Raw genomic sequence first — 24,704 nt, forward strand, 5'->3', positions numbered from 1 at the left:
GCGCCACGCGGCGTCCGCCGCGGCCCGGCTCGGCGCCGTCGGTCCGTCCGGTCTCGGGGAGGGGAGCGTGCCGTCGTGATCTTCAGAGCGGTCCGGGACGGGCGTCCCTACCCGGAGCACAACCTGACGCTCAAGCAGTGGGCGGAGATTCCGCCCCGTCCGCTGCGTCTGGATCAGTTGATCACCACCAAGCGCGAGTTGGCGCTCGACAAGCTCCTCGCGGAGGACTCGACCTTCTACGGCGACCTCTTCCCGCACGTCGTGCAGTGGAGCGGTGGCCTCTACCTGGAGGACGGGCTGCACCGCGCGCTGCGCGCCGCGCTGCAACAGCGCAACCAGATCCACGCCCGGGTCCTGGTCCTCTCCGAGCCGATCGAGTAAGCGGCGGGCCATCGAGTGAGCGGCGCGGCCTGAGGCTTCACTAAGGTGACGGCATGACTGCCCTCGATCTGCTCGACCTGGACCCGTCGTTCACCGAGGAGGAGCGGCAGATCCGCGATGTCGTCCGCCGACTGGTCGACGACCGGGTCCGCCCGCACGTCGCCGACTGGTACGAGGAGGGTCGCGTGCCGGCCCGCGAGCTGGCCCGGGAGTTCGGCAAGCTCGGGCTACTCGGCATGCACCTGAGCGGGTACGGCTGCGCGGGCGCGTCCGCCGTCGCGTACGGGCTGGCGTGTCAGGAGTTGGAGGCCGCCGACTCCGGTGTGCGTTCGCTGGTCTCGGTGCAGGGCTCGCTGGCGATGTACGCCATCTGGCGCTTCGGCAGCGAGGAGCAGAAGCAGCGCTGGCTGCCCCCGATGGCGACCGGCGAGGCGATCGGCTGCTTCGGCCTCACCGAGCCCGACCACGGCTCCGACCCGGGGTCCATGGCCACCCGGGCCCGTCGCGACGGCGACGACTGGGTGCTCACCGGCGGCAAGATGTGGATCACCAACGCGCCGATCGCCGACGTCGCCGTGATCTGGGCGCGAACCGACGACGGGGTACGCGGTTTCGCCGTACCCATGGACACGCCCGGCGTCACGGCGCGCGAGATCCGCCGCAAGATGTCGCTGCGCGCGTCGCTGACCGGCGAGATCGTGCTCGACGACGTCCGGCTTCCGGCCGACGCCCAACTGCCCGGGGCCGTCGGGCTCAAGGCCCCGCTGAGCTGCCTGACCGAGGCCCGCCACGGCATCGTCTGGGGCGCCGTCGGCGCGGCGCGCGACTGCCTGGAAACCACCCTGGCGTACGCCACCACGCGCACCCAGTTCGGCCGACCGCTCGCCGGGTTCCAACTCACCCAGGCCAAGCTCGCCGACATGGCCGTCGAGCTGGTGAAGGCGCAACTGCTCGCGCTGCACCTCGGCCGGCTCGCCGACGCCGGCCGGCTCCGCCCCGACCAGGTGAGCGTCGGCAAGCTGAACAACGTGCGGGAGGCGCTGGCCATCGCCCGGCAGTGTCGCACCATTCTCGGCGCCAACGGCGTCTCCGGCGAGTACCCGGTGCTGCGGCACGCGAACAACCTGGAGAGCGTGTTGACGTACGAGGGCACCTCGGAGATCCACCAGCTGATCGTCGGCCAGCGGCTCACCGGGCTCTCCGCCTTCGCCTGACCTGCCCGTTTACGCATTCCGGCCGCTCGCCGCGCGGCTGTCGTACGGGGGCCGTACCGTCATTGACAGACGACGTGTCTGACGAGGACGGTGAGTGTGATGGCTCGCGACGCTGACATCAACGAGCCCACGAGGGAGTTCCCCGGTTACCCGACCGGCGACGACCTCAGGGAACGCTCGGCCGCGACACCCGACCCGACTCCGGGCGGGCCGGATGGCACCGATGGTCCCGGCACCGGTGGGGGTGGGGGTGGGGGTGCGGCCCGCGGGCTGCTCCTGCTGCTCGGCGCCGCCGCGCTGGCCGTGGTGGTGCTGCTCGGCGTGCAGGCGACCGGCTTCCTGCCGGACTTCCGTAACCCGTTCGCCAAGGAGCAGACCGACCGCAGCCAGCCGCCGCTGCTGAAGTCGATCCAGGATCTGAGCCGCTACGTGGCGGCCGAAGGCAACTTCCAGGTCGTGGTCGACACCCAGAACGACCGGCGCAACGTCCCGGACTTCCTGCTCAACGAGCGCACGCTGTTCGTCGGAGCCGGCAGCATCGAGGCGTACGTCGACTTCACCAAGATCGGTGAAGGTGCCGTGGTGCAGTCCGCCGACGGCAAGTCCGTCGAGATCAAGCTGCCCGCGCCGCAGCTCGGCGAGACCAACCTCGACATGGAGAAGAGCTACGTCTTCGCCGAGCAGCGCGGCCTGCTCAACCGGCTCGGTGACCTGGTCGGTAACGACCCCAACCGGCAGCAGCAGATCTACCAGCTCGCCGAGGAGCGGATCACCGCCGCCGCCCGGGACAGTGGGCTCTCCGCCCGCGCCGAGGAGAACACCCGCAAGATGCTGGAAGGGCTGCTGCGCTCGCTGGGCTACCAGCAGGTCACGGTCACCTACACGGCCCCCTGACCCCGGCGCTCCGGCTCCCGGGCATGTCAGCACCTCGACGCCGGGGTGACCCGGTGCCCGGGAGTCCGTCGCCCGGCTTCGTCGCCCGGCAACGGTGCCCGGGAGTTCGTCGCCCGGCCTCGGTGCCCGGCGCTTCCGAATCGCAGCCGCGCCCGCCCCGACCACCGTCGGGGCGGGCGTCGTCGTAGGGCCGTCCGCGGCCAGGTGCCACCTTCCGGGCCGCGCGTGCGGTGGCTGCCCTCGCCCGACCACCGTCGGGGGCCGTGCTCTTCACCCGTCCCGCCGCCGTCCGGGTGCGCGATGAGCAGATCTTGGACAGTTTCCGTTGGCTGCTAACGGAAACTGTCCAAGATCTCGGAGTGAAGCGTCGCCGGGAGGCCACCACATCGATTGACGTGGTGGCCTCCGGTCCGCGCTGCGCTGCGCGGTGTGCTGTCGTCGTGGGTCAGTGGCCGGTCGAGGCGAGGTAGCGGTCCTCGTTCGGCATGAGGATCCAGAGGATCAGGTAGACGATCACCTGGGTGCCGGGCAGCAGCAGGGACAGCAGGAACAGCAGCCGGACCATCCCGGCCGACATGCCGAACCGCTGACCGAGGCCGGCGCAGACACCGGCGAGCATGCGCCCCTGGCGGGGCCGGACCAGTTTGCGACTCATCGTCGTACTCCCACTCTGCGGCGGTGCGCCGCGTCTGCAATCCACGGTAGAAAGGGGTGGCCATCCCGCCCTCGGTCCCGAGGAGGATTGGCGGCCCGTGGACCCGTAGGTACTTACCCGTGCGGCCCCGCTCGACGCCTCCCCACGCCCCGCCCCGCGCCGCCGCGCGCCCGCGCCCTCGCCAAGGTCGTGCTCGATCCTGGATGTAGTGGCTTCCCGTCACTCGCGAGGCCACTACAACAAGGATCGAGCGTGATCATGAAGGCTGCGCGCAGGTGGCCGGGACGCGGCCGGCGGGCGGCGGACGGGTGGCCCCGCCGCCGCACTCGGTTGAGGGGTGAGCTGGGCGGGTAGGCTCGCAGGTCGGGCACCCACACCCAGGGTGACCGGCGGCCACCCGACCGGGCGGTCACGAGCGGGGCTGCCGACCGGCGGCCACGACCGGGCGGACCCCGCACCACGGGAGCACGCCGAGGAAGCGCAGCCATGATCAGTGTTTTCGACCTCTTCAGCGTCGGCATCGGGCCGTCCAGCTCGCACACGGTGGGGCCGATGCGGGCGGCGCGTACGTTCGTCGCCGGGCTCAAGGCCGACGGGCTGCTCGCCGACACCGCGCGGGTGCAGGCGGAGCTGTTCGGGTCGCTGGGGGCCACCGGGCACGGGCACGGCAGCGGGCCGGCGGTGCTGCTGGGGCTGGCCGGCGAGTCTCCGGAGACGGTCGACACGGACACCGTCGGTCCTCGGGTCGAGCGCATCCGCGCCGAGCGGCGGATCAGCCTCCTCGACGCGCACGAGATCGACTTCGAGCCCGATCGGGACCTGACGCTGCACCGCCGCCGGTCGTTGCCGTACCACCCGAACGGGATGACCTTCGCGGCCTTCAACGCGGCCGGGGAGCAGGTCAGGACCCGCACCTACTACTCCGTCGGTGGCGGTTTCGTGGTGGACGAGGCGGCGGCGGGCGCGGACAAGATCAAGCCGGACACGACGCGGGTGCGGTACCCGTTCCTGACCGGGGCGCAGCTCTTGGACGTCACCACCCGTACCGGGCTGTCGATCAGCGAGGTGATGCTTGCCAACGAGCGCTCGTGGCGCAGCGAGGCGGAGATCCGGGCGGGCCTGCTGGAGATCTGGCGGGTGATGCGGGAGTGCGTGCAGCGCGGTTGCGAGCGGGACGGCGTACTCCCCGGGGGTTTGAAGGTCCGGCGGCGCGCGGCGGAGCTGCGGCGTGGCCTGGAGGCGGACGCCGGGACGGCCGACCCGCTGCACGCGATGGACTGGGTGACGCTGTTCGCCCTGGCGGTGAACGAGGAGAACGCCGCCGGAGGTCGGGTGGTGACCGCCCCGACGAACGGCGCGGCGGGGATCATCCCGGCGGTGCTGCACTACTACCGCCGCTTCATCGACAAAGCCGACGACGACGGGGTGGTGCGGTTCCTGCTCGCGGCCGGCGCGATCGGGGTGCTGTTCAAGGAGAACGCGTCGATCTCCGGCGCGGAGGTCGGCTGCCAGGGTGAGGTCGGCTCGGCGTGTTCGATGGCGGCGGCAGGCCTGGCCGAGGCGCTCGGCGGCACGCCGGAGCAGGTGGAGAACGCGGCCGAGATCGGGATGGAGCACAACCTCGGGTTGACCTGTGACCCGGTGGGTGGCCTGGTGCAGATCCCCTGCATCGAGCGCAACGCCGTGGCTAGCATCAAGGCGATCACGGCCGCCCGGCTGGCACTGCGCGGCGACGGTGTGCACAAGGTGTCGCTGGACAAGGTCATCAAGACCATGCGGGAGACGGGCGCCGACATGAAGGTCAAGTACAAGGAGACGGCGCGTGGCGGTCTGGCCGTCAACGTGATCGAGTGCTGAAGCCGGTCGATTCAGGGCATTCGTTCACCGACTGCTAACCTGGCGTCCGTTTTCAGGAGGCGGGAGGCGGCGGTGACCTCTGGCGTCGCGGCCCTGTGGTCGCACCGCAACTCGCTGCGCATCCTGGTCCGGCGGGACCTGGCGGTGAAGTACCAGCAGTCGGTGCTGGGCTACTTCTGGTCGCTGATCGAGCCGCTGGGCATGGGCGCGATCTACTGGTTCGTGTTCGGGGTGCTCTACTCCCGCGACACCGGCCGGCACCTCGGCGAGGCCGCCGGGTCGTACCCGCTGTTCCTGATCACCGGCATCTTCGCCTGGATGTGGACCAGTTCGGCGCTGAGCGAGGCGACGAACGCGCTGACCGGCCAGTCCCGGCTGATCACCACGATGAACGTGCCCCGGCAGGTCTTTCCGATCGGTCGGGTCAGCGGGCGGTTCGCCGAGTACGCGGCCGGCCTGCCGATCCTGGCCGCCATCGCGGTGATCTACGCGGCGCACGGGCGGATCCACCCCGGCTGGTCGCTGCTCGCCCTGCCGCTGGCGGTGGCCGTGCAGGCCGTGCTGTTGATCGGGCTGGCCCTGTTGCTGTCGGCCTGGAACGTGCTGATGCGCGACGTGGAACGGCTGATGCGGCTGATCATCCGGGTGCTCTTCTACGCCACGCCGATCATCTATCCGCTCAGCCTGGTCCGCGAGTCCGGCCTGCCGCACTGGCTGAAGGTGGTGTACGAGCTGAACCCGCTGGTCGGGATCTTCCAGCTGCACCACGCGATCTGGTACCCGGACGAGTTTCCCGACGCCCGGCTGCTCGCCACGACGATCGTCGGCAGCCTGCTGGTGCTGGCCGCCGGCTGGTGGTCGTTCCGCCGGTTGGAGCCCGCCGTGCTCAAGGAGCTCTGACGTGGCTACGCCGATCATCGAGGCGGACGGTCTGGGCATCCGGTTCGTCCGCAACCGTCGCCGGCAGCTGCGGCTGCGGGAGTTGTTCATCCATCGGGGTGGTCGCGGTGCCCTGCCCGGCCAGTTCTGGCCGCTGCGCGACGTGTCGTTCACCGTCGAGCCGGGCGAGACCGTCGGCGTGATCGGCCGTAACGGCACCGGCAAGAGCACGCTGCTGCGGCTGATCGCCGGCGTGCTCATCCCGGACGAGGGCGACATCCGGGTGCACGGCGCGGTGGCGCCGCTGCTGGAGTTGTCCGCCGGTTTCTCCAACGACCTGACCGGCCGGGAGAACCTGCACCTGGTCGGTGGGCTGCACGGGCTGTCGACGAGCTACCTGAAGCGGCACTTCGACGAGATCGTCGAATTCGCCGGCGAGCAGGTGGAACGGGCCATCGACACGTCGGTGCGGCACTACTCGTCGGGGATGAAGGTGCGGCTGGGCTTCGCGATCATCTCGCACCTGCCGCACCCGATCCTGCTGATGGACGAGGTGACCGCGGTCGGGGACGCGGAGTTCCGCAAGAAGTGTTACGCGACGATTGACCGTCTGCTCGGGGAGGGGCGCACGCTCGTGCTGGTGTCACACAACGAAAAGGACCTGACCCGGTTCTGCCGTCGGGGGTTGTACCTCGACGCGGGCCGGTTGACGCTCGACGGCACGATCGCCGAGGCGCTCGACGCGTACCACGCCGCGGTCCCGCGGTGACGCTCGCGATCGTGCTCGCCGCCGGGACGTCCGCGGCGGGCCTCACCACCGCGAGCGGCGAGCCGCTGGCCGACCGACTCGCCGACCAGCTGCGCCGGGCCGGTGCGGCCGAGGTGCGCTTCGCCGCCACCCTGGACGAGCTGGCCGCGCTGGCCGACGCCGCCACCGGTCCGCTGCTGGTCAGCGGCACCGACCTGGTGGCGCACACCGCCGTGCTGCGGCACCTCGCCACCAGCCCGGTGGGACCGACCGTGGCGCTGGTGCTGGGTGACCCGCCGGTGCCGGGCCGGACGGCCGTGCGCGAGGAGCGCGGCCAGGTGGTCGACGCGGGCCCGCTGGACGCTCTCGACGGCGAGGCGACCGGCGTGTTCGGTGGCGCGCTCCGGGTCGGCGTGGAAGACCTGCCGACCCTCGCCGCCGCCGCCCGGGCCGCCGCCGTCGGCGCGCGGCCGGTCGCCGCCCCGGTCGGCCCGGCCGGCGAGGTGTCGCCACTGCCGGCGACCGGGGCGCCGGCCACGACGACCCCGGGTCCGCCGTGGACCGGCTCGTCGCGGGTCTCGCGGCCCTCGGCACCCTGATCTTCGCCCAGCGGGTACGTCTGCTCGTGGCGCACCGGGTCGAGGACGCCCCCGCCCTGGTCGCCGCCGAGGCGGCGGTGACGTCGGTCGACGAGGACCGGGCCGAGCTGCGGCTGTCGGTGAAGGAGCGCGACGACTTCTTCTCGACGTACTTCGTCAGCACCTGGTCGCCGTACGTGGTGCGGTTGGCGGCCCGGCTACGGCTCACCCCGACCGGGGTGACGGTGATCTCGGTGCTCTTCGCGTTGGGTGCGGCGGTGCTGTTCGGGGTCGGTGGGCGGCTCGCGCTCGTCGGCGGCGCGGTGCTGCTCTACCTGGGCTTCGTGTTGGACTGCGTGGACGGCCAGCTGGCCCGCTACACCCGGCACTTCAGCGCCTGGGGCGGCTGGCTGGACACGATGGCCGACCGGGCCAAGGAGTACCTGGTCTACGCCGGGCTGGGCTTCGGCGTGAGCCACGCCGGGCTGGGTAACGGCTGGGCCCTCGCCATCGCCGCGATGACGTTGCAGACCGTTCGGCACATGACCGACACCTGGTACGGGGCGCTGCACGACGAGGCGGCCCGCCGACCGAGGACGACGACGGGTGCGAGCGGCGGGATCGGCGACCGGCTCAACGCGGCCTCCACCCGGGTGCAGGCGGACACCGGCTCGGTGTCGTACTGGCTGAAGCGGACCGTCGTCTTCCCGATCGGGGAGCGGTGGGCGCTGATCGCGCTGACCGTGGCGCTGTTCAACCCGCTGGTCAGCCTGATCGCGGTGCTGGTGTGGGGTGGGTTGGCGTTCGCGTACACCGGTGCCCTGCGGACGCTGCGGGCCCGCTGGATGTGGGTGCCGGTGCTGGACACGGTCGACGCCACCCTGCACCGCGACGACGGTCCGTTGGCCCGTCGGCTGCCGGTGGTCCGCCCGATGGGGCCGTTCACCCTGGCGGTGATCGCCGCGCTCGGTCCGGCGGCGCTGCTGGTCGCCGCCGTGCTGGGCGACGCGCCGGACGGGCTGCGCTGGGCGGTGCCGGTGGCGTTGCTGGTGCTGCTGGCCGGCGGCCTCGGCGCGGGGGCCGCGCACAACGGGCCGCTGGACTGGCTGGTGCCGGCCGCGTTGCGGGCCGCGGAGTACCTGTTCGCGATCGCGGTCGGGGTGGTCGGTGGCGCGCCGGGATGGCTGATCTTCGGGTACGTCTTCGTGCTCACCGTGCACCACTACGACCTGACGGCCCGCTTGGAGAAGCGGCAGGCGGCGCCCCCGCTGCACGCCGCCACGCTGGGCTGGGACGGACGATCGGTGCTGCTCGCCCTCCTGGCGATTGCCGGCGTCGTGAGTATCGGCATGGCTACACTCGGTGCGTACCTTCTCGTGGTTTTCGTGGTGAGCGTCGTCCTGGCCTGGTTCGTCCGGCCGGCCCGTGGCGCGCGGGCGTCGGCCGCGCCGGTGGGCGCGGGAGGTGTCGCGCCGCGCTGACGAAAGGGGCGGCCGGATGACCCTGATCAGTTTCGTGGTGCCGGCCTTCCGGGTGCAGGGTTATCTGCGCGAGTGCCTGGACTCGATCCTGGGCCAGTCGGAGACCGACCTCGAGCTGATCGCGGTCGACGACTGCTCGCCGGACGCCAGCGGCGAGATCATCGACGAGTACGCGGCCCGTGACCAGCGGGTCCGGGCCGTCCGACTGTCGGAGAACGTCGGTCTCGGTCCAGCCCGCAACATCGGGTTGGACCGGGCCGTCGGCGAGTACGTGTGGTTCCTCGACGGGGACGACTGGCTGGCGCCGGACTGCCTGTCGGAGGTGGCCGACCGCCTGCGGGCGACCCGGCCGGACGTGCTGCTGGTGGACCACGTCCGGACACACTGGAACGACACCGCCACCCGCAGCGCGATGGCCGAGGTGTTCCCCGAGTCGCCCGGTCCGGAGACGTTCGCGCTGCGGGAACGGCCGGAGGCCATGCGGCTGCTGCACACCGCCTGGAACCGGTTGGTCCGCCGGGAGTTCCTGGTCAACCTGGGTCTGCGCTTCGCGGCCGGTTGGTACGAGGATGTCTCGTTCAGCTACCCGGTGCTGATGGGGGCGCGTCGGATCGGCGTCCTCGATCGGGTGTGCGTGAACTACCGGCAGCGCCGCGCCGGCGCGATCACGAAGACCCGGGGGGACCGGCACTTCGAGGTCTTCGCCCAGTGGCACCGGGTCTTCCTCCTGATGGATGCCTGGTCGCCGACCGTGGACGCGCTACGGCCGGCGGTCTTCGAGCGGATGATCTGGCACTACCTCACCGTGCTCGGCAATGGTCAGCGCATCGCCCCCGAGCTGCGGCCGGTGTTCTTCGCGCAGATCACCGCGGACTACGCGCGGTGGCTGCCGGTCGGGGGGTACCCCGTGCCGGACGGCGTCGAAGGGGTGAAGCACCGGCTGGTCGCGAGTGGCCGGTGGCGGACGTTCAGTGCCCTGCGGGCCGCCAGCCGGGCCCGCGACACGGCCCGCCGTCAGGCGCGTACCGCCCGGCGTCGGGTCGGCCCGGTGGCCCGGCGCGGCGCCCGGCTCACCCGCGACGGCCTGCTGCGCGAGTACTACCGGGCGGAGCTGCGCCGGCCGGTGGACCCGACGCTCGCGGTGTACGCCGCCTACTGGTTCCGGGGATACTCCTGCAACCCGGCCGCGATCTACGAGGCCGCCCGCCGGCTGGCCCCCGAGGTGCGCGGGGTGTGGATCGTGCGCCGCGACCGGGTGGACGCCGTGCCGGACGGGGTGGAGTACGTGGTCGCCGGCACCCCGGCCTACTACCGGGTGCTGGCCCGCGCCCGGTGGCTGGTCAACAACGTGAACTACCCGGACTTCGTCCGTAAGCGGCCGGAGCAGGTGCACGTGCAGACCCATCACGGCACGCCGGTCAAGGTGATGGGATTGGATCAGCAGCGCTATCCGATCGGCGCGGGCCGGATGGACTTCGCCGGCCTGCTGCGCCGGGTGGACCGCTGGGACTACAGCGTCAGCTCCAACAGCTTCTCCACCCAGATGTGGGACCGGGCCTACCCGGCCACGTACGCCACCCTGGAGGTGGGTTACCCGCGCAACGACCGGCTGGTCGCCGCCGGTCCCGACGAGGTGCGCCGGCTGCGCGCCGAGTTCGGCCTCACCCCCGACGAGCAGGTGGTGCTGTACGCCCCGACGCATCGCGAGCACCTGCCCGGTTACCGGCCGCCGTTCGACCCGGACCGGTTCGTCGACGCGCTGGGTGACTCGGGTCGGCTGCTGATGCGCAGCCACTACTTCCACGACCGGGAGCGCCGACCCGGTCGTCCGTCCGAGTACCTCCGGGTCCGCGACGTCAGCGGCTACCAGCGCGTGGAGGACCTCTACCTGGTCGCCGACGTGCTGGTCACCGACTACTCCTCGGCGATGTTCGACTATGCGGTGCTGGACCGGCCCATCGTGCTCTACACACCGGACTGGGACGCGTACCGCCTGGCCCGGGGGGTCTACTTCGACGTCACGGCGGAGCCACCGGGCGCGGTGGCCGCCACGTTCGCCGACCTGCTCGATCTGTTCCGGACCGACGAGGTGCGCTCGGACGCGGCGAACAAGGCCCGCGAGCGCTTCCGCAGCCGGTTCTGCGGGCTGGACGACGGGCGGGCTGCCGAGCGGGTGGTGCGCCAGGTTTTCCTCGGCGAGCTGCCTGACCAGCCGCAGGGCTGCTGACCGCTCGCTCCCCTGTACGCCGTGTAATGGTGTCGTCATAAGCCGAACATGAGACGTTTACCCGATGTGCGGGACCAATGATCCTGGTCACAGTCATCAGGGGTTCGGCCGAGAGACGTGGGGGACTGACGGTGAGCACCGTCGCACTCAAAGATGTGACAAAGGTTTTCAAGGACGGCACACTCGCCGTCGACAGCATAAATCTCGATGTGAACGACGGCGAGTTCATGGTGTTGCTCGGGCCGTCGGGCTGCGGCAAGTCCACAGTGCTGCGCATGATCGCCGGCCTGGAGGACCCGACGCAGGGTGCGGTGCTGCTCGACGGGGAACTGGCGAACGACCTGCCGCCACGCGACCGCAAGATCGCCATGGTCTTCCAGGACTTCGCGCTCTACCCGCACATGACCGTCGGCGACAACATCGCCTTCCCGTTGCGGCTGGCCGGGGTGGAACCGGAACCGCGCGGCGAGCGGGTCACCGACGTGGCGAGTGCGCTCGGCATCAGCGACGTGCTCGGCCGCAAGCCCGGCCAACTCTCCGGCGGCCAGCGCCAGCGGGTCGCCATGGGCCGCGCGATCGTCCGGCGGCCGGGGCTCTTCCTGATGGACGAGCCGCTGTCGAACCTGGACAGCGGACTGCGCGCCGAACTGCGGGCGGAGATCTCCGGGCTGACCCGGGAGTTGGGCGTCACCACCGTCTACGTGACCCACGACCAGGCCGAGGCGCTCACCATGGCCGACCGGGTGGCCATCATGCGCCGGGGCGTGCTCCAGGACGTGGGCACGCCCACCCAGGTGTACGGCCGTCCGGCGACGCTCTACGTGGCCGCGTTCCTGGGCAGCCCCCGGATGAACCTGCTGGAGGCGTCGGTCTACGTCCACCTCGACCGGTACATCGCGCTCAACCTCGGCGAACAGTCGCTCTACCTGCCGTGGAACGACATTCGCAGCCGGGCGGTCGCGCACTACCACGGCGAGCGGATCGTGGTCGGGATGCGGGCCGAGGCGCTCACCCCGGTCGCCCCGGACAGCCCCGGTGACGTGCTGCGCGGCCGGATCCGTTACCTGGAGCACCACGGTCACGAGTCGCTGGCGTTCCTCGACATCGGGGCGACCGCGATCATGGTGGACGAGATGGGCGCGCCGCTGGACCCGCCGCCGGTGGGCCAGCGTGGCCTGCGCCGGTTCGGCGCGGTGATGCAGCGGCTCACCGGCAAGCCGGTGGAGTCCGAGGAGGCGCCGACGAACGGCGCCTCGCGGTCGACGAGCGTCCTGCCCGACCCGGGCCGGCACCACCGCCGCCCGGCGGAGCTGGCGGTACGCCTCGCGCCGTACCCGGCCGTCACGGCCGGGCACCCGCTCGCCGTGTCCGTCCGGATGGACGCGCTGCACTTCTTCGACGAGCGCGGCGCACGTATCGACGTGGGGTGGCGGTGACGCCACGCCGGAGCGGGGTGGCGGCGCGCCTGTCCGGTGTCCTACCGTCTGCGCACCTAGTCCAGTCTGTCCCTGACCGAGAGGGGTGCACCCGTGTCGGGTGACCGTCCCAGTCCGCTCGTCATCGAGCGCATCCTGCGCGACCGCCAGGGCATCTGGCAGCAGATCGTGGCCGAGGGCGACCTCAACGCCCTGACCGGGCGGATGTTGGCCAGCTCCGCCATCGCCCTCGCCTGTTACGGCGCGGTGCTCGGCGCGTTCCACAGCCCGTTGATGGCGTTGACGTCCGCGCTGAAGCTGCCACTGCTGTTCCTGGTGACGCTGGCCATCTGCCTGCCCACGCTCTACCTGTTCAACCTGGTGTTCGGCGCCCGGCTCTCGGTGCGTCAGTCGTTGGCGCTGGTGATGGTGGCGATCACCGTCACCTCGATGCTCGCGGTGGCGTTCGCGCCGATCAGCCTCTTCTTCCTGATCACCGCACCCGACTACGGCTTCTTCAAGCTGCTCAACGTCGCGATCCTGACGCTGTCGGCGCTGGTCGGGCTGCGCTTCCTGACCGGTGGCATGCAGGTGCTCAACGACCACGGCCTACTCGCCCCGGCGACGGCGGCGGCCAACGCTCCGGCTCAGGTCAGCGTCCCGGCGGCTAGTGCTCCGGCCCAGGTCAACGCTCCGGTCGCGGTGACCGCCGGCGGCACTCCGGGCACCGCGACGGCGGGCGGCGCCGAGCCGGTCGCGGTTCCGGCCGGCGCGGCCGTCGCGTCGGCGGCGAACGGTGCCGCGCCCGAGGGCACGAGCGCCACGACCACCGCGCCGGCCCCGGCGGCTGTTCCGGCGCAGTGGGGTGGGCAGCCCGGCACCGCGTTCCCGCCCGGCATGGTGCCGCCGGGCTACCCGGCGCAGCAGCGCCACTGGGGCAACCCGCCGGTGCGGCGCGGCGAGCCCACGCAGCGCCCGGCCAGCATGACGCTGCTCTACATCTGGATCCTGCTCTTCGGCTTCGTGGGCACCCAGTTGGCGTGGACGCTGCGTCCGTTCTTCGGCGACCCGGGTCAGGACTTCTCCCTCTTCCGCAGCATCGACGGCAACTTCTACGCCGAGATCCTGCGCACGATCGCCAACCTCTGACGGTTGTCGTAGTCGGGGAAAACCCTGGTTGCCGCCCTGGTTACCGAGAAGTAGCGTCGGGCCATGACCATCGACTCCCGCCAGGTGGCGGCCGGCATCCTGCAATCGGTGCCGTTCGCCCGCACGCTCGGCATCGAATTCGTCGAGGTGGCGCCCGAGGCGGACGGCGGGGTGCGGGCCGTCGTCCGGCTCCCCGACACGCCGGCCACCCACAACCACGTCGGCGGCCCGCACGCCGGGGCGATGTTCACGCTCGGCGAGACGGCCTCCGGCGCGGTCGTGCTGGCCGCCTTCGGGCAGCTGCTCGACCGGGCCGTGCCGCTCGCCGTCCGAGCCGAGATCGCCTACCGCAAGCTGGCCCTGGGGGCGGTGCTGGCGACCGCGCGGCTGAGGCGTCCGGCGTCGGAGGTGGTCGCGGAGCTGGAGGCCGGTCAGCGGCCCGAGTTCGAAATCGAGGTGGAGATCGCCACCGAGGACGGCACGCCCACGTCGGCCATGACGGTGATCTGGACCCTGCGGCCGAACTGAGCGACCCGCCGGCGGCTCAAAACGGGTTTGCGCACCCGGCCGGGTGGTTAGATTCGTACCGTGCTGGGCCTACCTGCTCATGTGACCGCCTGTCTCTTCGATCTGGACGGTGTGCTGACGCAGACCGCCCGGGTGCACAACGCCGCCTGGACCGAGACGTTCGACGAGTTCCTGCGTAAGCGCGCCACGGCAACCGGGCAGCCCTTCCAACCGTTCGACCCCGGCCCCGACTACAACCGCTACGTCGACGGCCGACCCCGTGCCGATGGCGTCCGGTCGTTCCTCGCGTCCCGGGGAATCGTGCTTCCCGAGGGCAGCCCCGACGATCCGCCGGAAGCCGACACGGTCAACGGCATCGGCAACCGCAAGAACGTCCTGCTGCTGGACCGCCTGCGCACAGCCGGCGTCGAGGTCTATCCGGGCTCGGTGCGCTATCTGCGGGCGGCGACCGACGCCGGGCTGCGCCGGGCGGTGGTCACCGCGAGCGCCAACGGGCGCGAGGTGGTGGCGGCCGCCGGCCTGGCCGACCTGCTGGAGGCTCGGGTCGACGGGCTCGTGGCCCGGGAGCAGAAGCTGCGCGGCAAGCCTCACCCCGACACCTTCCTGGCCGGCGCCAAGGTCCTGGGCGTGGATCCGGCGCAGGCCGCCGTCTTCGAGGACGCGCTCTCCGGGGTGGCCGCCGGCCGGGCCGGCGGATTCGGGTACGTCATCGGTGTCGACCGGGTGGGGCAGGCCGACGAACTGCTCGCGCACGGCGCGGACGTGGTGGTCAAGGATCTCGCGGACCTGCTCGACGCGGGCGACGCCGCCCCGCCGGCACCCCACCCCGCCGGCGAACGGGACCGCACGTGATCCGGGAACGGGCCTATCCCGTCGAGCCCTGGCACATCCGGGAGACCCGCCTGGACATGGACGTGCTGGCCCAGTCGGAATCGGTCTTCGCGCTCTCCAACGGGCACGTCGGCCTGCGCGGCAACCTCGACGAGGGCGAGCCGCACGGGCTGCCCGGCACCTACCTCAACTCGTTCTACGAGCTACGTCCGCTGCCGTACGCGGAGGCCGGCTACGGTTTCCCCGAGTCGGGGCAGACCATCGTCAACGTCACCAACGGCAAGCTGATCCGCCTGCTCGTCGACGACGAACCGCTCGACGTCCGCTACGGCGAGCTGCTGTCCCACGAGCGGATCCTCGACCTGCGGGCCGGCACCCTGCACCGGGAGCTGCACTGGCGCTCCCCGGCCGGCCGCGAGGTCAAGGTCCGCAGCACCCGGCTCGTGTCGTTCACCCAGCGGTCGGTCGCCGCGATCAGCTACGAGGTGGAGGCCGTCGACGGCCCGCTGCGGTTGATCGTGCAGTCCGAGCTGGTGGCCAACGAGTCGCTGCCCGCGCAGAGCAAGGACCCCCGGGTCGCGGCCGTGCTGGAATCGCCGCTGCTGGCCGAGGAGGAGCTGACCACCCCGGACGGCGGCCAGCTCATCCACCGCACGAAGGTGTCCGGCCTGCGCGTCGCCGCCGCCATGGAGCACGAGGTGCACGGCCCGGACCACACCACCATCGAGTCCGAGGGGTACGAGGACTGGGTGCGCACCACCATCGGCTGCGTGCTCAAGCCCGGCGAGAAGCTGCGGGTGGTCAAGTATCTGACGTACGGCTGGTCGAGCCGACGTTCGTTGCCCGCGCTGCGCGACCAGGTCGGCGCGGCGCTGGCCGGCGCCCGGTTGGACGGTTGGGACGGGCTGCACCGGGAGCAGCGTGCCTACCTGGACGAGTTCTGGGACGCGGCCGACGTGCTGGTCGAGGGTGATCCGGAGATCCAGCAGGCTGTCCGCTTCGGGCTGTTCCACGTGCTCCAGGCCGGTGCCCGGGCCGAGCAACGGCCGATCTCGGCGAAGGGGCTGACCGGCCCCGGCTACGACGGGCACGCCTTCTGGGACACCGAGATGTTCGTCCTGCCGGTCCTCACGTACACCCAGCCCAGCGCGGTGCGCAGCGCCCTGCAGTGGCGGCACAGCACCCTGGAACAGGCCCGGGAACGGGCGGCGACCCTCAACTTCAAGGGCGCCGCCTTCCCCTGGCGCACCATCGAGGGGCCAGAGTCGTCCGGATACTGGCCGGCGGGTACGGCGGCGTTCCACATCGCCGCCGACATCGCCGACGCGGTCCGACGGTACGTGCTGGTCACCGGGGACACCGCCACCGAGCGGGAGATCGGGCTGGAGCTGCTGGTGGAGACCGCCCGGCTGTGGCGCTCGATCGGGCACCACGACCGGCACGGCCGGTTCCACATCGACGGGGTGACCGGCCCGGACGAGTACACGGCGGTGAAGAACGACAACATCTACACCAACCTGATGGCCCAGCGGAACCTGCTCACCGCCGCCGATGTCGTCATGCGCTACCGGGACGACGCGTTCCACCTCGGCGTCACCGACGAGGAGGCGGCGAGCTGGCGGGACGCCGCCACGTCGATGCACGTGCCGTACGACGACGAGCTGGACGTGCACCAGCAGGTGGAGGGGTTCACCCGGTTGCAGGAGTGGGACTTCGCGCACACGCCAGCGGAGAAGTACCCGCTGCTGCTGCACTATCCGTACTTCGACCTGTACCGCAAACAGGTCGTCAAGCAGGCCGACCTGGTTCTGGCGATGCACTGGCGGGGGGACGCGTTCACCCCCGAGCAGAAGGTTCGCAACTTCCTCTACTACGAGCGTCGGACGGTGCGCGACTCGTCGCTGTCGGCCTGCACCCAGTCGGTGCTCGCCGCCGAGGTCGGCCATCCCGACCTGGCGCACATCTATCTGCGTGAGGCCGCGCTGATGGACCTGCACGACCTCAACGAGAACACCCGCGACGGCGTGCACATGGCCTCGCTGGCCGGCGCGTGGCTCGCCCTGGTCAGCGGGTTGGGCGGGCTGCGTGACCACGACGGTGAGCTGTCGTTCGCGCCTCGGCTCTCCAGCCGGCTGAACCGCCTGGAGTTCTCCCTCCAGTGGCGTGGGCTGGCGCTGCGGGTCGACGTCCGGCCGCACCAGACGACGTACTCACTGCGCCACGGTGGCCCGGACGACGTCGTCGAGCTGCGCCACCATGACCAGATGGTGCGGGTCACCTGCGACGAACCGGTGACGGTGCCGGTGCCGCCGGCCGAGCCCTCGGGGCCGCCGCCGGAGCAGCCGCCGGGACGGTCGCCCCTGCTCCGGCTCCCCGAGGCCAAGCAGCAGTGACGGCCGGGGCGGGAGTGTTCCCGCCCCGGCCGTCGCGCGCGTACGTCAGACCGGCTCGCCGGTCGAGGGGCGTCCGATCGCGTCCCGCGGCGCAGCCGCCTTGGGATCGTCGGGGAGGCGGGCCGAGGCGGCCTGGTCACCGAAGTCCTGGTCACCGACGTCCTGGTTGCGCGCGGCGTCCTGTTCACGCTGGGCGCGTTCGGTCATCTGCTGCTGCCGGGAAATCTGCTGCTTGGCCATCGTGATCCTCGCGATCCGTCGGGGCGCGGCTGCGCCTACACGGTCTGCGGTCTCCTCGTCGCGTACCCGGCGACCCACCCGGCAAACGCCGCGCTCCGGCCGCCTGCACCAGGTGCGTGCGATGCGTCGAGCGGGGTAACCCGACCGCAGGCGAGCACGGAGGTGCGGCATGGACGAGCAGCACGACGTGGTGACCATTCCGGTTCGGGACGCCCAACTCCCCGCCGATCTGCTGCTACCCGCCCAGCCGGTGGGTGTGGTGCTGTTCGCGCACGGCAGCGGTAGCTCCCGACACAGTCCACGCAACGTCGCGGTGGCCCGGGCGCTGAACGCCCGTGGCCTCGCGTGCGTCCTGGTCGACCTGCTCACTCCGGACGAGGAGGAGGTGGACACGCGGACGGCCGAATTCCGGTTCGACATCGGGATGTTGGCCAGCCGGCTGGCCGGGATCGTCGACTGGTTGGTGGCCGAACGTCCGGCGGGTGACGTGCCGATCGGTCTCTTCGGTGCGAGCACGGGTGCCGCCGCCGCGCTGGTGGCAGCGGCGTCCCGCGCCGACCGGGTGGGCGCGGTGGTCTCCCGGGGCGGCCGGCCCGACCTGGCGGGCACCGCGCTGGGTCAGGTGCGGTCTCCCACCCTGCTGCTGGTCGGCGGCCTGGACGAGGAGGTGCTCGCGCTCAACGAGCGGGCGCTCGCCGAACTGGGGGACGTGGGCGAGCTGTGGGTGGTGCCGGGTGCCACCCACCTCTTCGAGGAGCCCGGCACGCTCGACCAGGTCGCCGAGCACGCCGGCACCTGGTTCACCACCCGGCTGACCCGGACGACAACCGCGCCCCGCCGCGTGTGAGTGTCGGCTCTACCCCGCCGCCGGCACCTGCGAGGTGGATCGGCGGCGTTGGACGGTGTCGACGACGCGCCACAGGACGGCGGTGATCGGAACGCTGACGAAGGCGCCGGCGATGCCCGCGATGAGGGTGCCGGCGGTGACCGCCACCAGGATCACGGCCGGGTGCAGGCGTACCTGGCGCTTCATGACCAGCGGCTCCAGCAGGTTGCCCTCGATCTGCTGCACCGCGACCACGGCGGCGAGGGTGAGCAGAGCGGTCGTGGGCCCGTTGGCCGCCAGGGCCACCAGAACCGCGACCGCGCCCGCGACGGTCGCGCCGATGATCGGCACGAAGCCGCCGAGGAACGTGATCAGCGCCAGGGGCAGGGCCAGCGGCACCCGTAGCACCACCAGGGCCAGGCCGATGCCGATCGCGTCGATGGCCGCGATGATCATGGTCCCCCGGCTGTACGCGCCGAGGGTCTGCCAGCCGTTCCGGCCGGCCTCGGCCACCAGGGGTCGGTTCGGGCCGGCCATCCGGGACAGCGTCCAGTGCCACATCGACCGGCCGTCCTTCAGCAGGAAGAAGAGCAGCACCAGGGCGAGCAGCGCGGAGCCGACGACCTCGCTGGCCGTCCGGGCGCCGGACACCGGGTCCGGAGAGCTGCCGCTCAGCCCTTCCCGGGCCTGGTCGATCAGCTTGTCGAGTTGGGCCTCGCTGACCGGCAGGGTGGACGTGACGAAGTCGCGGCTCCGGTCGAGCCCCTGGGTCAGTTGCTGACTGAGCTGGTCGAACTGGCTGGCGGTCAGGTTCCACACCAGCGCTCCGACGCCCACGAGGATGCCGAGCAGCAGCAGGACGGTGAGCAGCGCGGCCAGCGCGGCCGGCAGACGCAGGCGACGCAGCCGGAGCAGCACCGGGTCCAACAGCGCGGTGAGGAAGATGGTGGCGGCCAGGGCAATGGCGAGCGGGGCCAGCAGGACGGCGATCCGACCCAGCAGGTAGAGCCCGGCGACGATCACCACCAGGCAGGCGCTCCAGAGCACCGCGGTCCGGACCAGCCAGGGCAGCCCCGCCCACGCGTGCCGCGCCCCGGCGTCACCGACGGCCGCCGTGCCGCCGGGTGCCGCCGTGCCTCCGGCCGTCGCCGCCGTGGTACCGGTTTCCTGCGCGCCGCCGGTTGTCGGCGGGACGTCCGCCCCCGGTTGGTCTGCCGTCATGTCGGCCCTCCTCGATCTCGGCGAGGTCGGTACCCGGCTGGCCGTGCGCCGACACCCGGCCGTCCGCGCGGATCGTACGCCGGCACGGGTCGATTGGTCGGGCTACGCCCGAACGGAAGGCGTTTGCGCTGTTGGGACGAGGGAACGCGTCAGGGAACTACCCGAGGAGGAGGAGCGCCGTGGGTGACTTCATGGACAAGGCCAAGGACTTCGCCGACAAGCACGACAAGCAGGTCGATCAGGGTATGGAGAAGGCCGGCGACGCGGCCGACAAGCGGACCGGCGGCAAGTACGGCGACCAGATCGACAAGGGCGTCGACCAGGCCCAGGCGCGTACCGGCGAGGGCGACCAGGTCCGCTGACCTAGGGCCTGTTGCCTGAGAACTGGCCGGCCTGCGGCTCGACCGCCCTTATGAAACAGGCCCTAGTGGACGTGTCCCGGGACGCCGAACGTTCGGCGACCCGGGACTGTCGTGTGCGGAGCGTACGTCGATCAGCGCTGCTGCTGCTCGCGTAGCTCGTCCATCGAGGTCGGTCGGTCACTCAGCGCGTCGCGCATCCGGTCGATCATCCCCGTGCCGGGGGCGAGCAGCTTGTTCGCCGGTGGGTGGTCCGGTGCGCTCGGGTGCGGGCGGGTCGGCGCGATCTTCTTGAACGCCGTCACCTTGTCGGCCAGCTCGACCATCTCCTCCCGGGCGGTGGCGGCGCGCAGCCGGGGGAAGAGGTCGTTCTCCTCGTCCTGTACGTGGTGACGGATGGTGCTGGTCAGCTGGGCCAGCAACTCGTCGAAGCGGGGGTCGGACGGGTCGACCGACTCCAGGTCCTTCATCGTGCGCTCGGCGTCGGCGTGCTCGGTGATCTCGTGGTCGGCGATCTGGTCGCCGTCGGGCAGCGCCTTGCGGGCCGTCGGATAGACGTACGCCTCCTCGGCCACGGCGTGCCGGACCAGCTCGGCGATCACCACGTCGGCGAGCTGACGGCGGTACTCGGGCGTACCCTGCCGTGTCTCCAACTCGACGAAGAGGGTCTCGACCGTACGGTGGTCGGCGACGAGGATGTCGACGACATCCTGCTCCCCGGTGCTCTGTGTACTGCTCATCTGGGCCCCTTACCGGTTGCGGATCGGTGGGTGTGTGGCCCCTGGTACCCCCCAACGATCGAGCAAACCTACGATCGCCGATGAATACGCACCCCGGTGACGGCTGGTGCCGCCGGTGCCGCTGGGAAGCGCGGGGTGCGACGGCACGATTGACCGCGCTTCCCGGGGGTAACCGCCGCCATGCCCGACGACCGTCCAGCCGCCGACCGCGACCAGTCGCGGCTCGACGAGGCCGCCGAGCGCAGCGGCCGGGCGGTCGAACGGGTGCGGCACCGCGGCGGCGAGGCCAGCCGGGTCCGTGCCCGGCAGTGGGAGGTCACCGTGGTGATCGCCGCCCAGGCCGGGCTGGCGGCGGCGCTCGCGGCCCTGATCGCCAAGCACTTTCTCGGCCCGGGGTCGCACGTCTTCGCTCCCGCCGCCGCCGTCGGTACGATCGCCACCGCCATCGGGCAGCGGGCCCGACGCACCTTCGAGCTGCTGTTCGGCGTCGGACTGGGCATCGTCATCGGCGACACGCTGCGTTTCTTCCTCGGTTCGGGACCGTGGCAGACGGGGGTGGTCGTCGGCCTGGCCATCGCCAGCGCACTGCTGGTGGCCGGCAAGGGTGGCCCGCTGGTCGGTCAGGCCGGCGGTACCGCCGTACTGATCGCTACGCTCGCTCCGATGGACCGGGGCCTGGAGGTGCCCCGGATCTTCGACGCGCTCGTCGGTGGGGTGGTCGGTCTGGTGGTGGTCGCGCTGTTGCTGCCGGTCAACCCCATGCGGGTGCTGGACCGGGCGGCGGCGCCGATTTTCACGGTCCTCGCAGAACAACTCGAGAAGCTGGGGCAGGTGCTCCGGCAGCGCGACAGCGATGGGACGAGGCACGTCCTGGAAACGCTGCGCGGCACCGAGGGGGATCTGAGTCGACTGCACGACGCGCTGAGCGGCGCGGAGGAGGTGGTGACGATCGCGCCGGCCCGTTGGCACCGCCGCCAGCAGTTCCACAGGTACGCGCGCAGCTCGGAGCACCTCGAACGGTTACTGCTGGACAGCCATGCCCTCGCCCGCTGGTCGACGACCGCCTTGCAGTACGACGAGCCGATCCCGCCGGAGCTGCCGGACGCCATCGGGCGGTTGGGAAAGGCGGTGACGAAGATGCGGGCGGAGTGCCGGACCGGCGGCGATCCACGGCGGACCCGGAAGCTGGTCGAGGAGTGCGCCGAGTTGGCCGGCCGGGCCGCCGCGAGTGGAGTCCGGTCGTTCGGCGACGCGATCGTCACCGGCCTGCGTACCGCGTCGAGCGACCTGCTCCGGGCCTGTGGCTACGACCCGGACGACGCCAACCGGATCGTGCGCCGGGCGGCCGGCGCCGGCGAGTCGGCCATCGCCCCACCGGCCCGGCGTGAGCTGCACCGCGCCCGGCCGACACGGGCTCTCCGCGCGCGTCGCCGGGCGCACCTGGCCAACCGCAGACGGCACGACCGGGCCGGCCCCTCCGCGCGGGAGAGGCCGGCCCGGTGAGCATCGGGTCAGGAGGAGTAACCGCGCTCGGCGATCCAGTTGGCGACCTTCGGCAGGCTCATCCAGTACTCGCCCAGCGCCGGGTCGGCCGGGTCGGCGACCCGGATGAGGTCTCCACCGTCGCGGTATCCGACAAGGGTCAGGTAGTGGCCGCCCTCGTACGAGTGCGGGTTGCCGTCGGTGTCCACGGTCGTGCCCTTGATGTTGGCCACCACCGGGCGGCCGGCGTCGATCGCGGCCAGTACGTCCCGGCGCAGCTGCTCGACCTGGTCGGGGCGGGCCACCGAATCACGGATCTCCGTGGTCCGGTAGTGACCGCCGGTCAGCTCGTTGAGCACTCGGGTGGTGTCGAGGGCGGACGGGGTGCCCGCCTCGGTGGTGCCGAGCAGCTTGGCCACGTCGTCCTGGGAGAGCGCCTTGCCCTGGGCCGAGAGCGCGATACGGGTCGCGGCCGGGCCGCAGTAGAAGAAGTTTGGCTGTGCCTGGTATTCGACGTCGAGGACCCGCTCGGCGCTGCGGCTGGTCTGGCTCGACGAGGACGGGGTCGCCGGCGCGGGGGCGGCCTGCGCGGCGACGGCGGGGCCGAGGGCGCAACCGCCGGCGACCAGCAGGCCGACGACGGACAGGCCACTCTTCTGCACGATCGGGTTCATGGTCGAGTCTCCGTTCGGGGGTAGCCGCCTCCGTGGCGGTCTCGGCCGTGGTTACCGGGGACGTAACGGCCCTGCTCCGGCCGGCATTCCGCTGCCGGCTGCCGTTGCGGGCGTCGTGACCTGGCGTAACGGCCGCCGAGGGTGGGGGATTCCGCGCGCAGGGTGGCTCACGTTCGCGGCCCACCAAAGAGCCACAAACCCGACATACGCCGTGACAGACGTCAGAGGCTGCCGAGTAGTCCCGTCACGGTGATCTCGAGGACCACCCGCTCCGGATTCGGGCGCGCGGTCCGATAGCGCTCGGCGTACCGGCGCTCCGCCTCCGCGACGGAGGCCCGGTCCGATCGGAGCACCGCCCGGCCCTCGATCGTCAACCAGCGTCGGCCGTCCACGTGGCAGACGGCCACCGGAGTGCCCTCCGGGCCGGCGGCGGCCACCTGCCGAGCCTTGCGGGACGTGCCGGAGGTGATCACGCGGGCCAGCCCGGCCACCGGATCGAGGGTGACTCCGACGGGTACCACGTGCGGGGTGCCGTCGGCGCGCAGGGTGGTCAGCGTCGCGAGGTGCCGCTCCGCGCAGAACGCCGCCACCCGGTCGTCGTGGACGTCCAGTCGATGATCACCGGCCACGTGCGTCCTCCGTCGTGTGCGCCAAACCTGATCATCGTACGGAGCGGGTGCGGTCCGGGGTCGACGGACCGTCCGGCTGCCCGGGCAGACTACGGCCCGCCGCCCGGCGCTTGTGGACGAGTCGCGTGAGGTAGATCAGCGCGCCGGCCAGGACGCCCATGTCGTCCAGGTAGATCGGGTCCGGGAGGATGTCCACCGGGAAGATCGTGTAGATCAACGCTCCGTAGAAGGCCACCTTGCCGCCCGCGCCGAGCCCGGTGAGCAGCCGCCTCGTACGCACCACACGCACCGCCAGCACCACCGCGCCGACCAGTGTGGCGAGCGCCAGGATGCCGGCGATCACCACGAGGACCCACGACTGTCGGGACATGCCGTCACGCTAACCCACCGACGCCGAGCCGGCTCGGAACGCTCGTCCCGCGCGGATCGTGCGAGTCGCTGCTCTGGGTCAGAACGCCGGCACCGCCGCCCGACCACGGGCGACCACCGTATTCTCCCGGGTCTGCTCGACGGCTGGCCGGAGGACCTCGCTGAGCGGCAGCACCGAGGCCGACTCCGCCGTGCGCCGTCCGGTTGCCGCGTGGGCCTCCGCCCGGAGACTGCGGGCCGCCGCCACGGCCAGCTCCGCGGCGCGCCAGGTTGCCTGCTCGGTCTCCACGGCGCTGGCGTGCTTGGCCGCCAGGTTGTCGCGGACGGCCCGTTGCAGCACGAGTTCCTGCTCGACGGGGTGCAGCCGCGGATCCCAGCCGTCCCGGTGGGCGAAGACGTCACTGAGTTGCTCCACCGACAGTTCCCGCCGCCAGTACGCGTCCAGCGCGGCCCGGTGCAGGTAGCGCTCGCGGTCGGCGTACTCGGCGGGTGTCCGGGCGGTCTGCGGCAACGGCATCGCGGCTGCAGCGCCGAGCCGCCGTACACCCGCCTCGGCCGCCTCCAACGCCTGCCAGGCGGCCTCGACGGTCTCCTGCGCGGCCACCCACTCGGCCCGTCGGCGCTGGGCGGTGGCGGCAGCGCGTTCGGCGGCCACCGCGATCTCCTGCGCGTAGCGGCGCTGTTCCCGCTGCTCCTGCGCCTGTTCGAGATGGCTGGGCATGGCCGCGTCGCGGATGCGGGCGGCCGGGTCGAGGCGGAGGCGGCCGGGTCGTACCAGGAGCGCGGCGACGGCGAACACGACCACCCCGAGCAGGCTCAGCCAGATGGCGGCGGCCCGGGGTACGTCGGGCAGGACGGCGGAGAGGACGGTCTGCATGATCAGCACCTCGCGGTCGAATGACGGTGTCGAGGGATGGGTCCCGACCGGAACGGC

At 71.8% G+C, this 24,704-nt stretch carries 23 protein-coding genes and 1 pseudogene; 16 read left to right on the forward strand and 8 right to left on the reverse strand.

The window, feature by feature from the left end; all coding sequences use genetic code 11:
* The first annotated feature begins 75 nt into the window (after window positions 1–75).
* The 3 genes from ACQP0N_RS02720 (at window position 76) to ACQP0N_RS02730 (ending at window position 2,489) form a co-directional block, all read left to right on the forward strand.
* Complete coding sequence (locus ACQP0N_RS02720) at window positions 76–381, forward strand: type II toxin-antitoxin system VapB family antitoxin (protein WP_278124939.1); 306 nt, start codon at window positions 76–78, stop codon at window positions 379–381.
* 53 nt (window positions 382–434) lie between these two features.
* Window positions 435–1,595: an acyl-CoA dehydrogenase family protein gene (locus ACQP0N_RS02725; RefSeq protein WP_433117292.1), complete on the forward strand. Its 1,161-nt coding sequence runs from the start codon at window positions 435–437 to the stop codon at window positions 1,593–1,595.
* 99 nt (window positions 1,596–1,694) lie between these two features.
* Window positions 1,695–2,489: a DUF4230 domain-containing protein gene (locus tag ACQP0N_RS02730; RefSeq protein ID WP_433117294.1), complete on the forward strand. Its 795-nt coding sequence runs from the start codon at window positions 1,695–1,697 to the stop codon at window positions 2,487–2,489.
* Between the two features lie 445 nt (window positions 2,490–2,934).
* Here ACQP0N_RS02730 and ACQP0N_RS02735 read toward each other — a convergent pair whose 3' ends face one another.
* Window positions 2,935–3,144, reverse strand: coding sequence for a PspC domain-containing protein (locus tag ACQP0N_RS02735; protein ID WP_007454856.1), 210 nt, complete (start codon window positions 3,142–3,144; stop codon window positions 2,935–2,937).
* Between the two features lie 486 nt (window positions 3,145–3,630).
* Between ACQP0N_RS02735 and ACQP0N_RS02740 the strand changes: the two genes are divergently transcribed.
* From ACQP0N_RS02740 to ACQP0N_RS02785, 10 genes and pseudogenes are all read left to right on the forward strand, one after another.
* Complete coding sequence (locus ACQP0N_RS02740; protein ID WP_433117296.1) at window positions 3,631–5,001, forward strand: L-serine ammonia-lyase; 1,371 nt, start codon at window positions 3,631–3,633, stop codon at window positions 4,999–5,001.
* A gap of 72 nt (window positions 5,002–5,073) precedes the next feature.
* Entirely contained in the window at window positions 5,074–5,901 is an 828-nt protein-coding gene (locus tag ACQP0N_RS02745; protein ID WP_355049176.1) for an ABC transporter permease, read from the forward strand.
* 1 nt (window position 5,902) lies between these two features.
* Window positions 5,903–6,649 carry an ABC transporter ATP-binding protein gene (locus ACQP0N_RS02750; protein ID WP_355049175.1) on the forward strand — a complete coding sequence of 249 codons (747 nt, stop codon included), beginning with the start codon at window positions 5,903–5,905 and terminating at the stop codon, window positions 6,647–6,649.
* Window positions 6,646–8,687, forward strand: a pseudogene (locus ACQP0N_RS02755) (DUF5941 domain-containing protein). Before ACQP0N_RS02750 ends, ACQP0N_RS02755 begins: the two are co-directional and overlap by 4 nt.
* A 16-nt stretch (window positions 8,688–8,703) precedes the next feature.
* Window positions 8,704–10,914, forward strand: coding sequence for a bifunctional glycosyltransferase/CDP-glycerol:glycerophosphate glycerophosphotransferase (locus tag ACQP0N_RS02760; protein ID WP_433117299.1), 2,211 nt, complete (start codon window positions 8,704–8,706; stop codon window positions 10,912–10,914).
* A gap of 131 nt (window positions 10,915–11,045) precedes the next feature.
* Window positions 11,046–12,350, forward strand: a complete 1,305-nt coding sequence (locus ACQP0N_RS02765; protein ID WP_355049173.1) for an ABC transporter ATP-binding protein — start codon at window positions 11,046–11,048, stop codon at window positions 12,348–12,350.
* A gap of 93 nt (window positions 12,351–12,443) precedes the next feature.
* Window positions 12,444–13,478, forward strand: coding sequence for a hypothetical protein (locus ACQP0N_RS02770; RefSeq protein WP_433117301.1), 1,035 nt, complete (start codon window positions 12,444–12,446; stop codon window positions 13,476–13,478).
* 63 nt (window positions 13,479–13,541) lie between these two features.
* The gene (locus ACQP0N_RS02775; RefSeq protein ID WP_355049171.1) at window positions 13,542–14,006 is read left to right on the forward strand and encodes a DUF4442 domain-containing protein; all 465 of its coding nucleotides are present in this window, start codon (window positions 13,542–13,544) and stop codon (window positions 14,004–14,006) included.
* 60 nt (window positions 14,007–14,066) lie between these two features.
* Window positions 14,067–14,858 carry an HAD family hydrolase gene (locus ACQP0N_RS02780; protein ID WP_433117304.1) on the forward strand — a complete coding sequence of 264 codons (792 nt, stop codon included), beginning with the start codon at window positions 14,067–14,069 and terminating at the stop codon, window positions 14,856–14,858.
* On the forward strand, window positions 14,855–17,230 hold the full coding sequence (locus ACQP0N_RS02785) for a glycoside hydrolase family 65 protein (protein ID WP_433117305.1): 2,376 nt from the start codon (window positions 14,855–14,857) through the stop codon (window positions 17,228–17,230). Before ACQP0N_RS02780 ends, ACQP0N_RS02785 begins: the two co-directional genes overlap by 4 nt.
* Before the next feature lie 45 nt (window positions 17,231–17,275).
* Here ACQP0N_RS02785 and ACQP0N_RS02790 read toward each other — a convergent pair whose 3' ends face one another.
* Window positions 17,276–17,470 (reverse strand): hypothetical protein, encoded by a 195-nt coding sequence (locus ACQP0N_RS02790; protein WP_355049168.1) that lies wholly within the window; start codon window positions 17,468–17,470, stop codon window positions 17,276–17,278.
* Window positions 17,471–17,639: 169 nt separating this feature from the next.
* Between ACQP0N_RS02790 and ACQP0N_RS02795 the strand changes: the two genes are divergently transcribed.
* Window positions 17,640–18,317 carry a dienelactone hydrolase family protein gene (locus ACQP0N_RS02795; RefSeq protein ID WP_433117307.1) on the forward strand — a complete coding sequence of 226 codons (678 nt, stop codon included), beginning with the start codon at window positions 17,640–17,642 and terminating at the stop codon, window positions 18,315–18,317.
* A 9-nt stretch (window positions 18,318–18,326) separates the two neighbouring features.
* Here ACQP0N_RS02795 and ACQP0N_RS02800 read toward each other — a convergent pair whose 3' ends face one another.
* On the reverse strand, window positions 18,327–19,517 hold the full coding sequence (locus ACQP0N_RS02800; protein ID WP_433117309.1) for an AI-2E family transporter: 1,191 nt from the start codon (window positions 19,515–19,517) through the stop codon (window positions 18,327–18,329).
* 191 nt (window positions 19,518–19,708) lie between these two features.
* Here ACQP0N_RS02800 and ACQP0N_RS02805 point away from each other — a divergent pair, with 191 nt between their 5' ends.
* The gene (locus ACQP0N_RS02805; RefSeq protein WP_433121381.1) at window positions 19,709–19,879 is read left to right on the forward strand and encodes an antitoxin; all 171 of its coding nucleotides are present in this window, start codon (window positions 19,709–19,711) and stop codon (window positions 19,877–19,879) included.
* A 131-nt stretch (window positions 19,880–20,010) separates the two neighbouring features.
* Here the strand turns inward: ACQP0N_RS02805 and ACQP0N_RS02810 are convergent, their stop codons facing one another.
* Entirely contained in the window at window positions 20,011–20,616 is a 606-nt protein-coding gene (locus tag ACQP0N_RS02810) for a hemerythrin domain-containing protein (protein ID WP_433117311.1), read from the reverse strand.
* A gap of 180 nt (window positions 20,617–20,796) precedes the next feature.
* Between ACQP0N_RS02810 and ACQP0N_RS02815 the strand changes: the two genes are divergently transcribed.
* Window positions 20,797–22,119, forward strand: coding sequence for an FUSC family protein (locus ACQP0N_RS02815; protein WP_433117313.1), 1,323 nt, complete (start codon window positions 20,797–20,799; stop codon window positions 22,117–22,119).
* Between the two features lie 8 nt (window positions 22,120–22,127).
* Here the strand turns inward: ACQP0N_RS02815 and ACQP0N_RS02820 are convergent, their stop codons facing one another.
* The 4 genes from ACQP0N_RS02820 to ACQP0N_RS02835 all read right to left on the reverse strand — a co-directional run bounded on the left by ACQP0N_RS02820 (window position 22,128) and on the right by ACQP0N_RS02835 (window position 24,647).
* Entirely contained in the window at window positions 22,128–22,772 is a 645-nt protein-coding gene (locus tag ACQP0N_RS02820; protein ID WP_433117314.1) for a C39 family peptidase, read from the reverse strand.
* A gap of 221 nt (window positions 22,773–22,993) precedes the next feature.
* Entirely contained in the window at window positions 22,994–23,401 is a 408-nt protein-coding gene (locus ACQP0N_RS02825; RefSeq protein WP_433117316.1) for a pyridoxamine 5'-phosphate oxidase family protein, read from the reverse strand.
* Window positions 23,402–23,432: 31 nt separating this feature from the next.
* Complete coding sequence (locus ACQP0N_RS02830; protein ID WP_355049160.1) at window positions 23,433–23,771, reverse strand: YkvA family protein; 339 nt, start codon at window positions 23,769–23,771, stop codon at window positions 23,433–23,435.
* A 78-nt stretch (window positions 23,772–23,849) separates the two neighbouring features.
* A complete protein-coding gene (locus ACQP0N_RS02835; protein ID WP_433117318.1) occupies window positions 23,850–24,647 on the reverse strand; it encodes a hypothetical protein in 798 nt (265 codons plus the stop codon).
* Between the last annotated feature and the right edge of the window lie 57 nt (window positions 24,648–24,704).

Origin of the sequence: Micromonospora sp. CA-246542 (genome assembly GCF_050942905.1) — a bacterium.
Taxonomy (GTDB): Bacteria; Actinomycetota; Actinomycetes; order Mycobacteriales; family Micromonosporaceae; genus Micromonospora.

Excerpts from the sequence above, each read along its gene's own strand:
- ACQP0N_RS02760 (WP_433117299.1), top strand. The coding sequence starts at position 8,704 with ATGACCCTGATCAGTTTCGTGGTGCCGGCCTTCCGGGTGCAGGGTTAT.
- ACQP0N_RS02815 (WP_433117313.1), top strand. The coding sequence starts at position 20,797 with ATGCCCGACGACCGTCCAGCCGCCGACCGCGACCAGTCGCGGCTCGAC.
- ACQP0N_RS02730 (WP_433117294.1), top strand. The coding sequence starts at position 1,695 with ATGGCTCGCGACGCTGACATCAACGAGCCCACGAGGGAGTTCCCCGGT.
- ACQP0N_RS02830 (WP_355049160.1), bottom strand. The coding sequence starts at position 23,771 with ATGTCCCGACAGTCGTGGGTCCTCGTGGTGATCGCCGGCATCCTGGCG.
- ACQP0N_RS02805 (WP_433121381.1), top strand. The coding sequence starts at position 19,709 with ATGGACAAGGCCAAGGACTTCGCCGACAAGCACGACAAGCAGGTCGAT.
- ACQP0N_RS02795 (WP_433117307.1), top strand. The coding sequence starts at position 17,640 with ATGGACGAGCAGCACGACGTGGTGACCATTCCGGTTCGGGACGCCCAA.
- ACQP0N_RS02775 (WP_355049171.1), top strand. The coding sequence starts at position 13,542 with ATGACCATCGACTCCCGCCAGGTGGCGGCCGGCATCCTGCAATCGGTG.
- ACQP0N_RS02820 (WP_433117314.1), bottom strand. The coding sequence starts at position 22,772 with ATGAACCCGATCGTGCAGAAGAGTGGCCTGTCCGTCGTCGGCCTGCTG.
- ACQP0N_RS02725 (WP_433117292.1), top strand. The coding sequence starts at position 435 with ATGACTGCCCTCGATCTGCTCGACCTGGACCCGTCGTTCACCGAGGAG.
- ACQP0N_RS02740 (WP_433117296.1), top strand. The coding sequence starts at position 3,631 with ATGATCAGTGTTTTCGACCTCTTCAGCGTCGGCATCGGGCCGTCCAGC.
- ACQP0N_RS02790 (WP_355049168.1), bottom strand. The coding sequence starts at position 17,470 with ATGGCCAAGCAGCAGATTTCCCGGCAGCAGCAGATGACCGAACGCGCC.
- ACQP0N_RS02835 (WP_433117318.1), bottom strand. The coding sequence starts at position 24,647 with ATGCAGACCGTCCTCTCCGCCGTCCTGCCCGACGTACCCCGGGCCGCC.
- ACQP0N_RS02800 (WP_433117309.1), bottom strand. The coding sequence starts at position 19,517 with ATGACGGCAGACCAACCGGGGGCGGACGTCCCGCCGACAACCGGCGGC.
- ACQP0N_RS02735 (WP_007454856.1), bottom strand. The coding sequence starts at position 3,144 with ATGAGTCGCAAACTGGTCCGGCCCCGCCAGGGGCGCATGCTCGCCGGT.
- ACQP0N_RS02810 (WP_433117311.1), bottom strand. The coding sequence starts at position 20,616 with ATGAGCAGTACACAGAGCACCGGGGAGCAGGATGTCGTCGACATCCTC.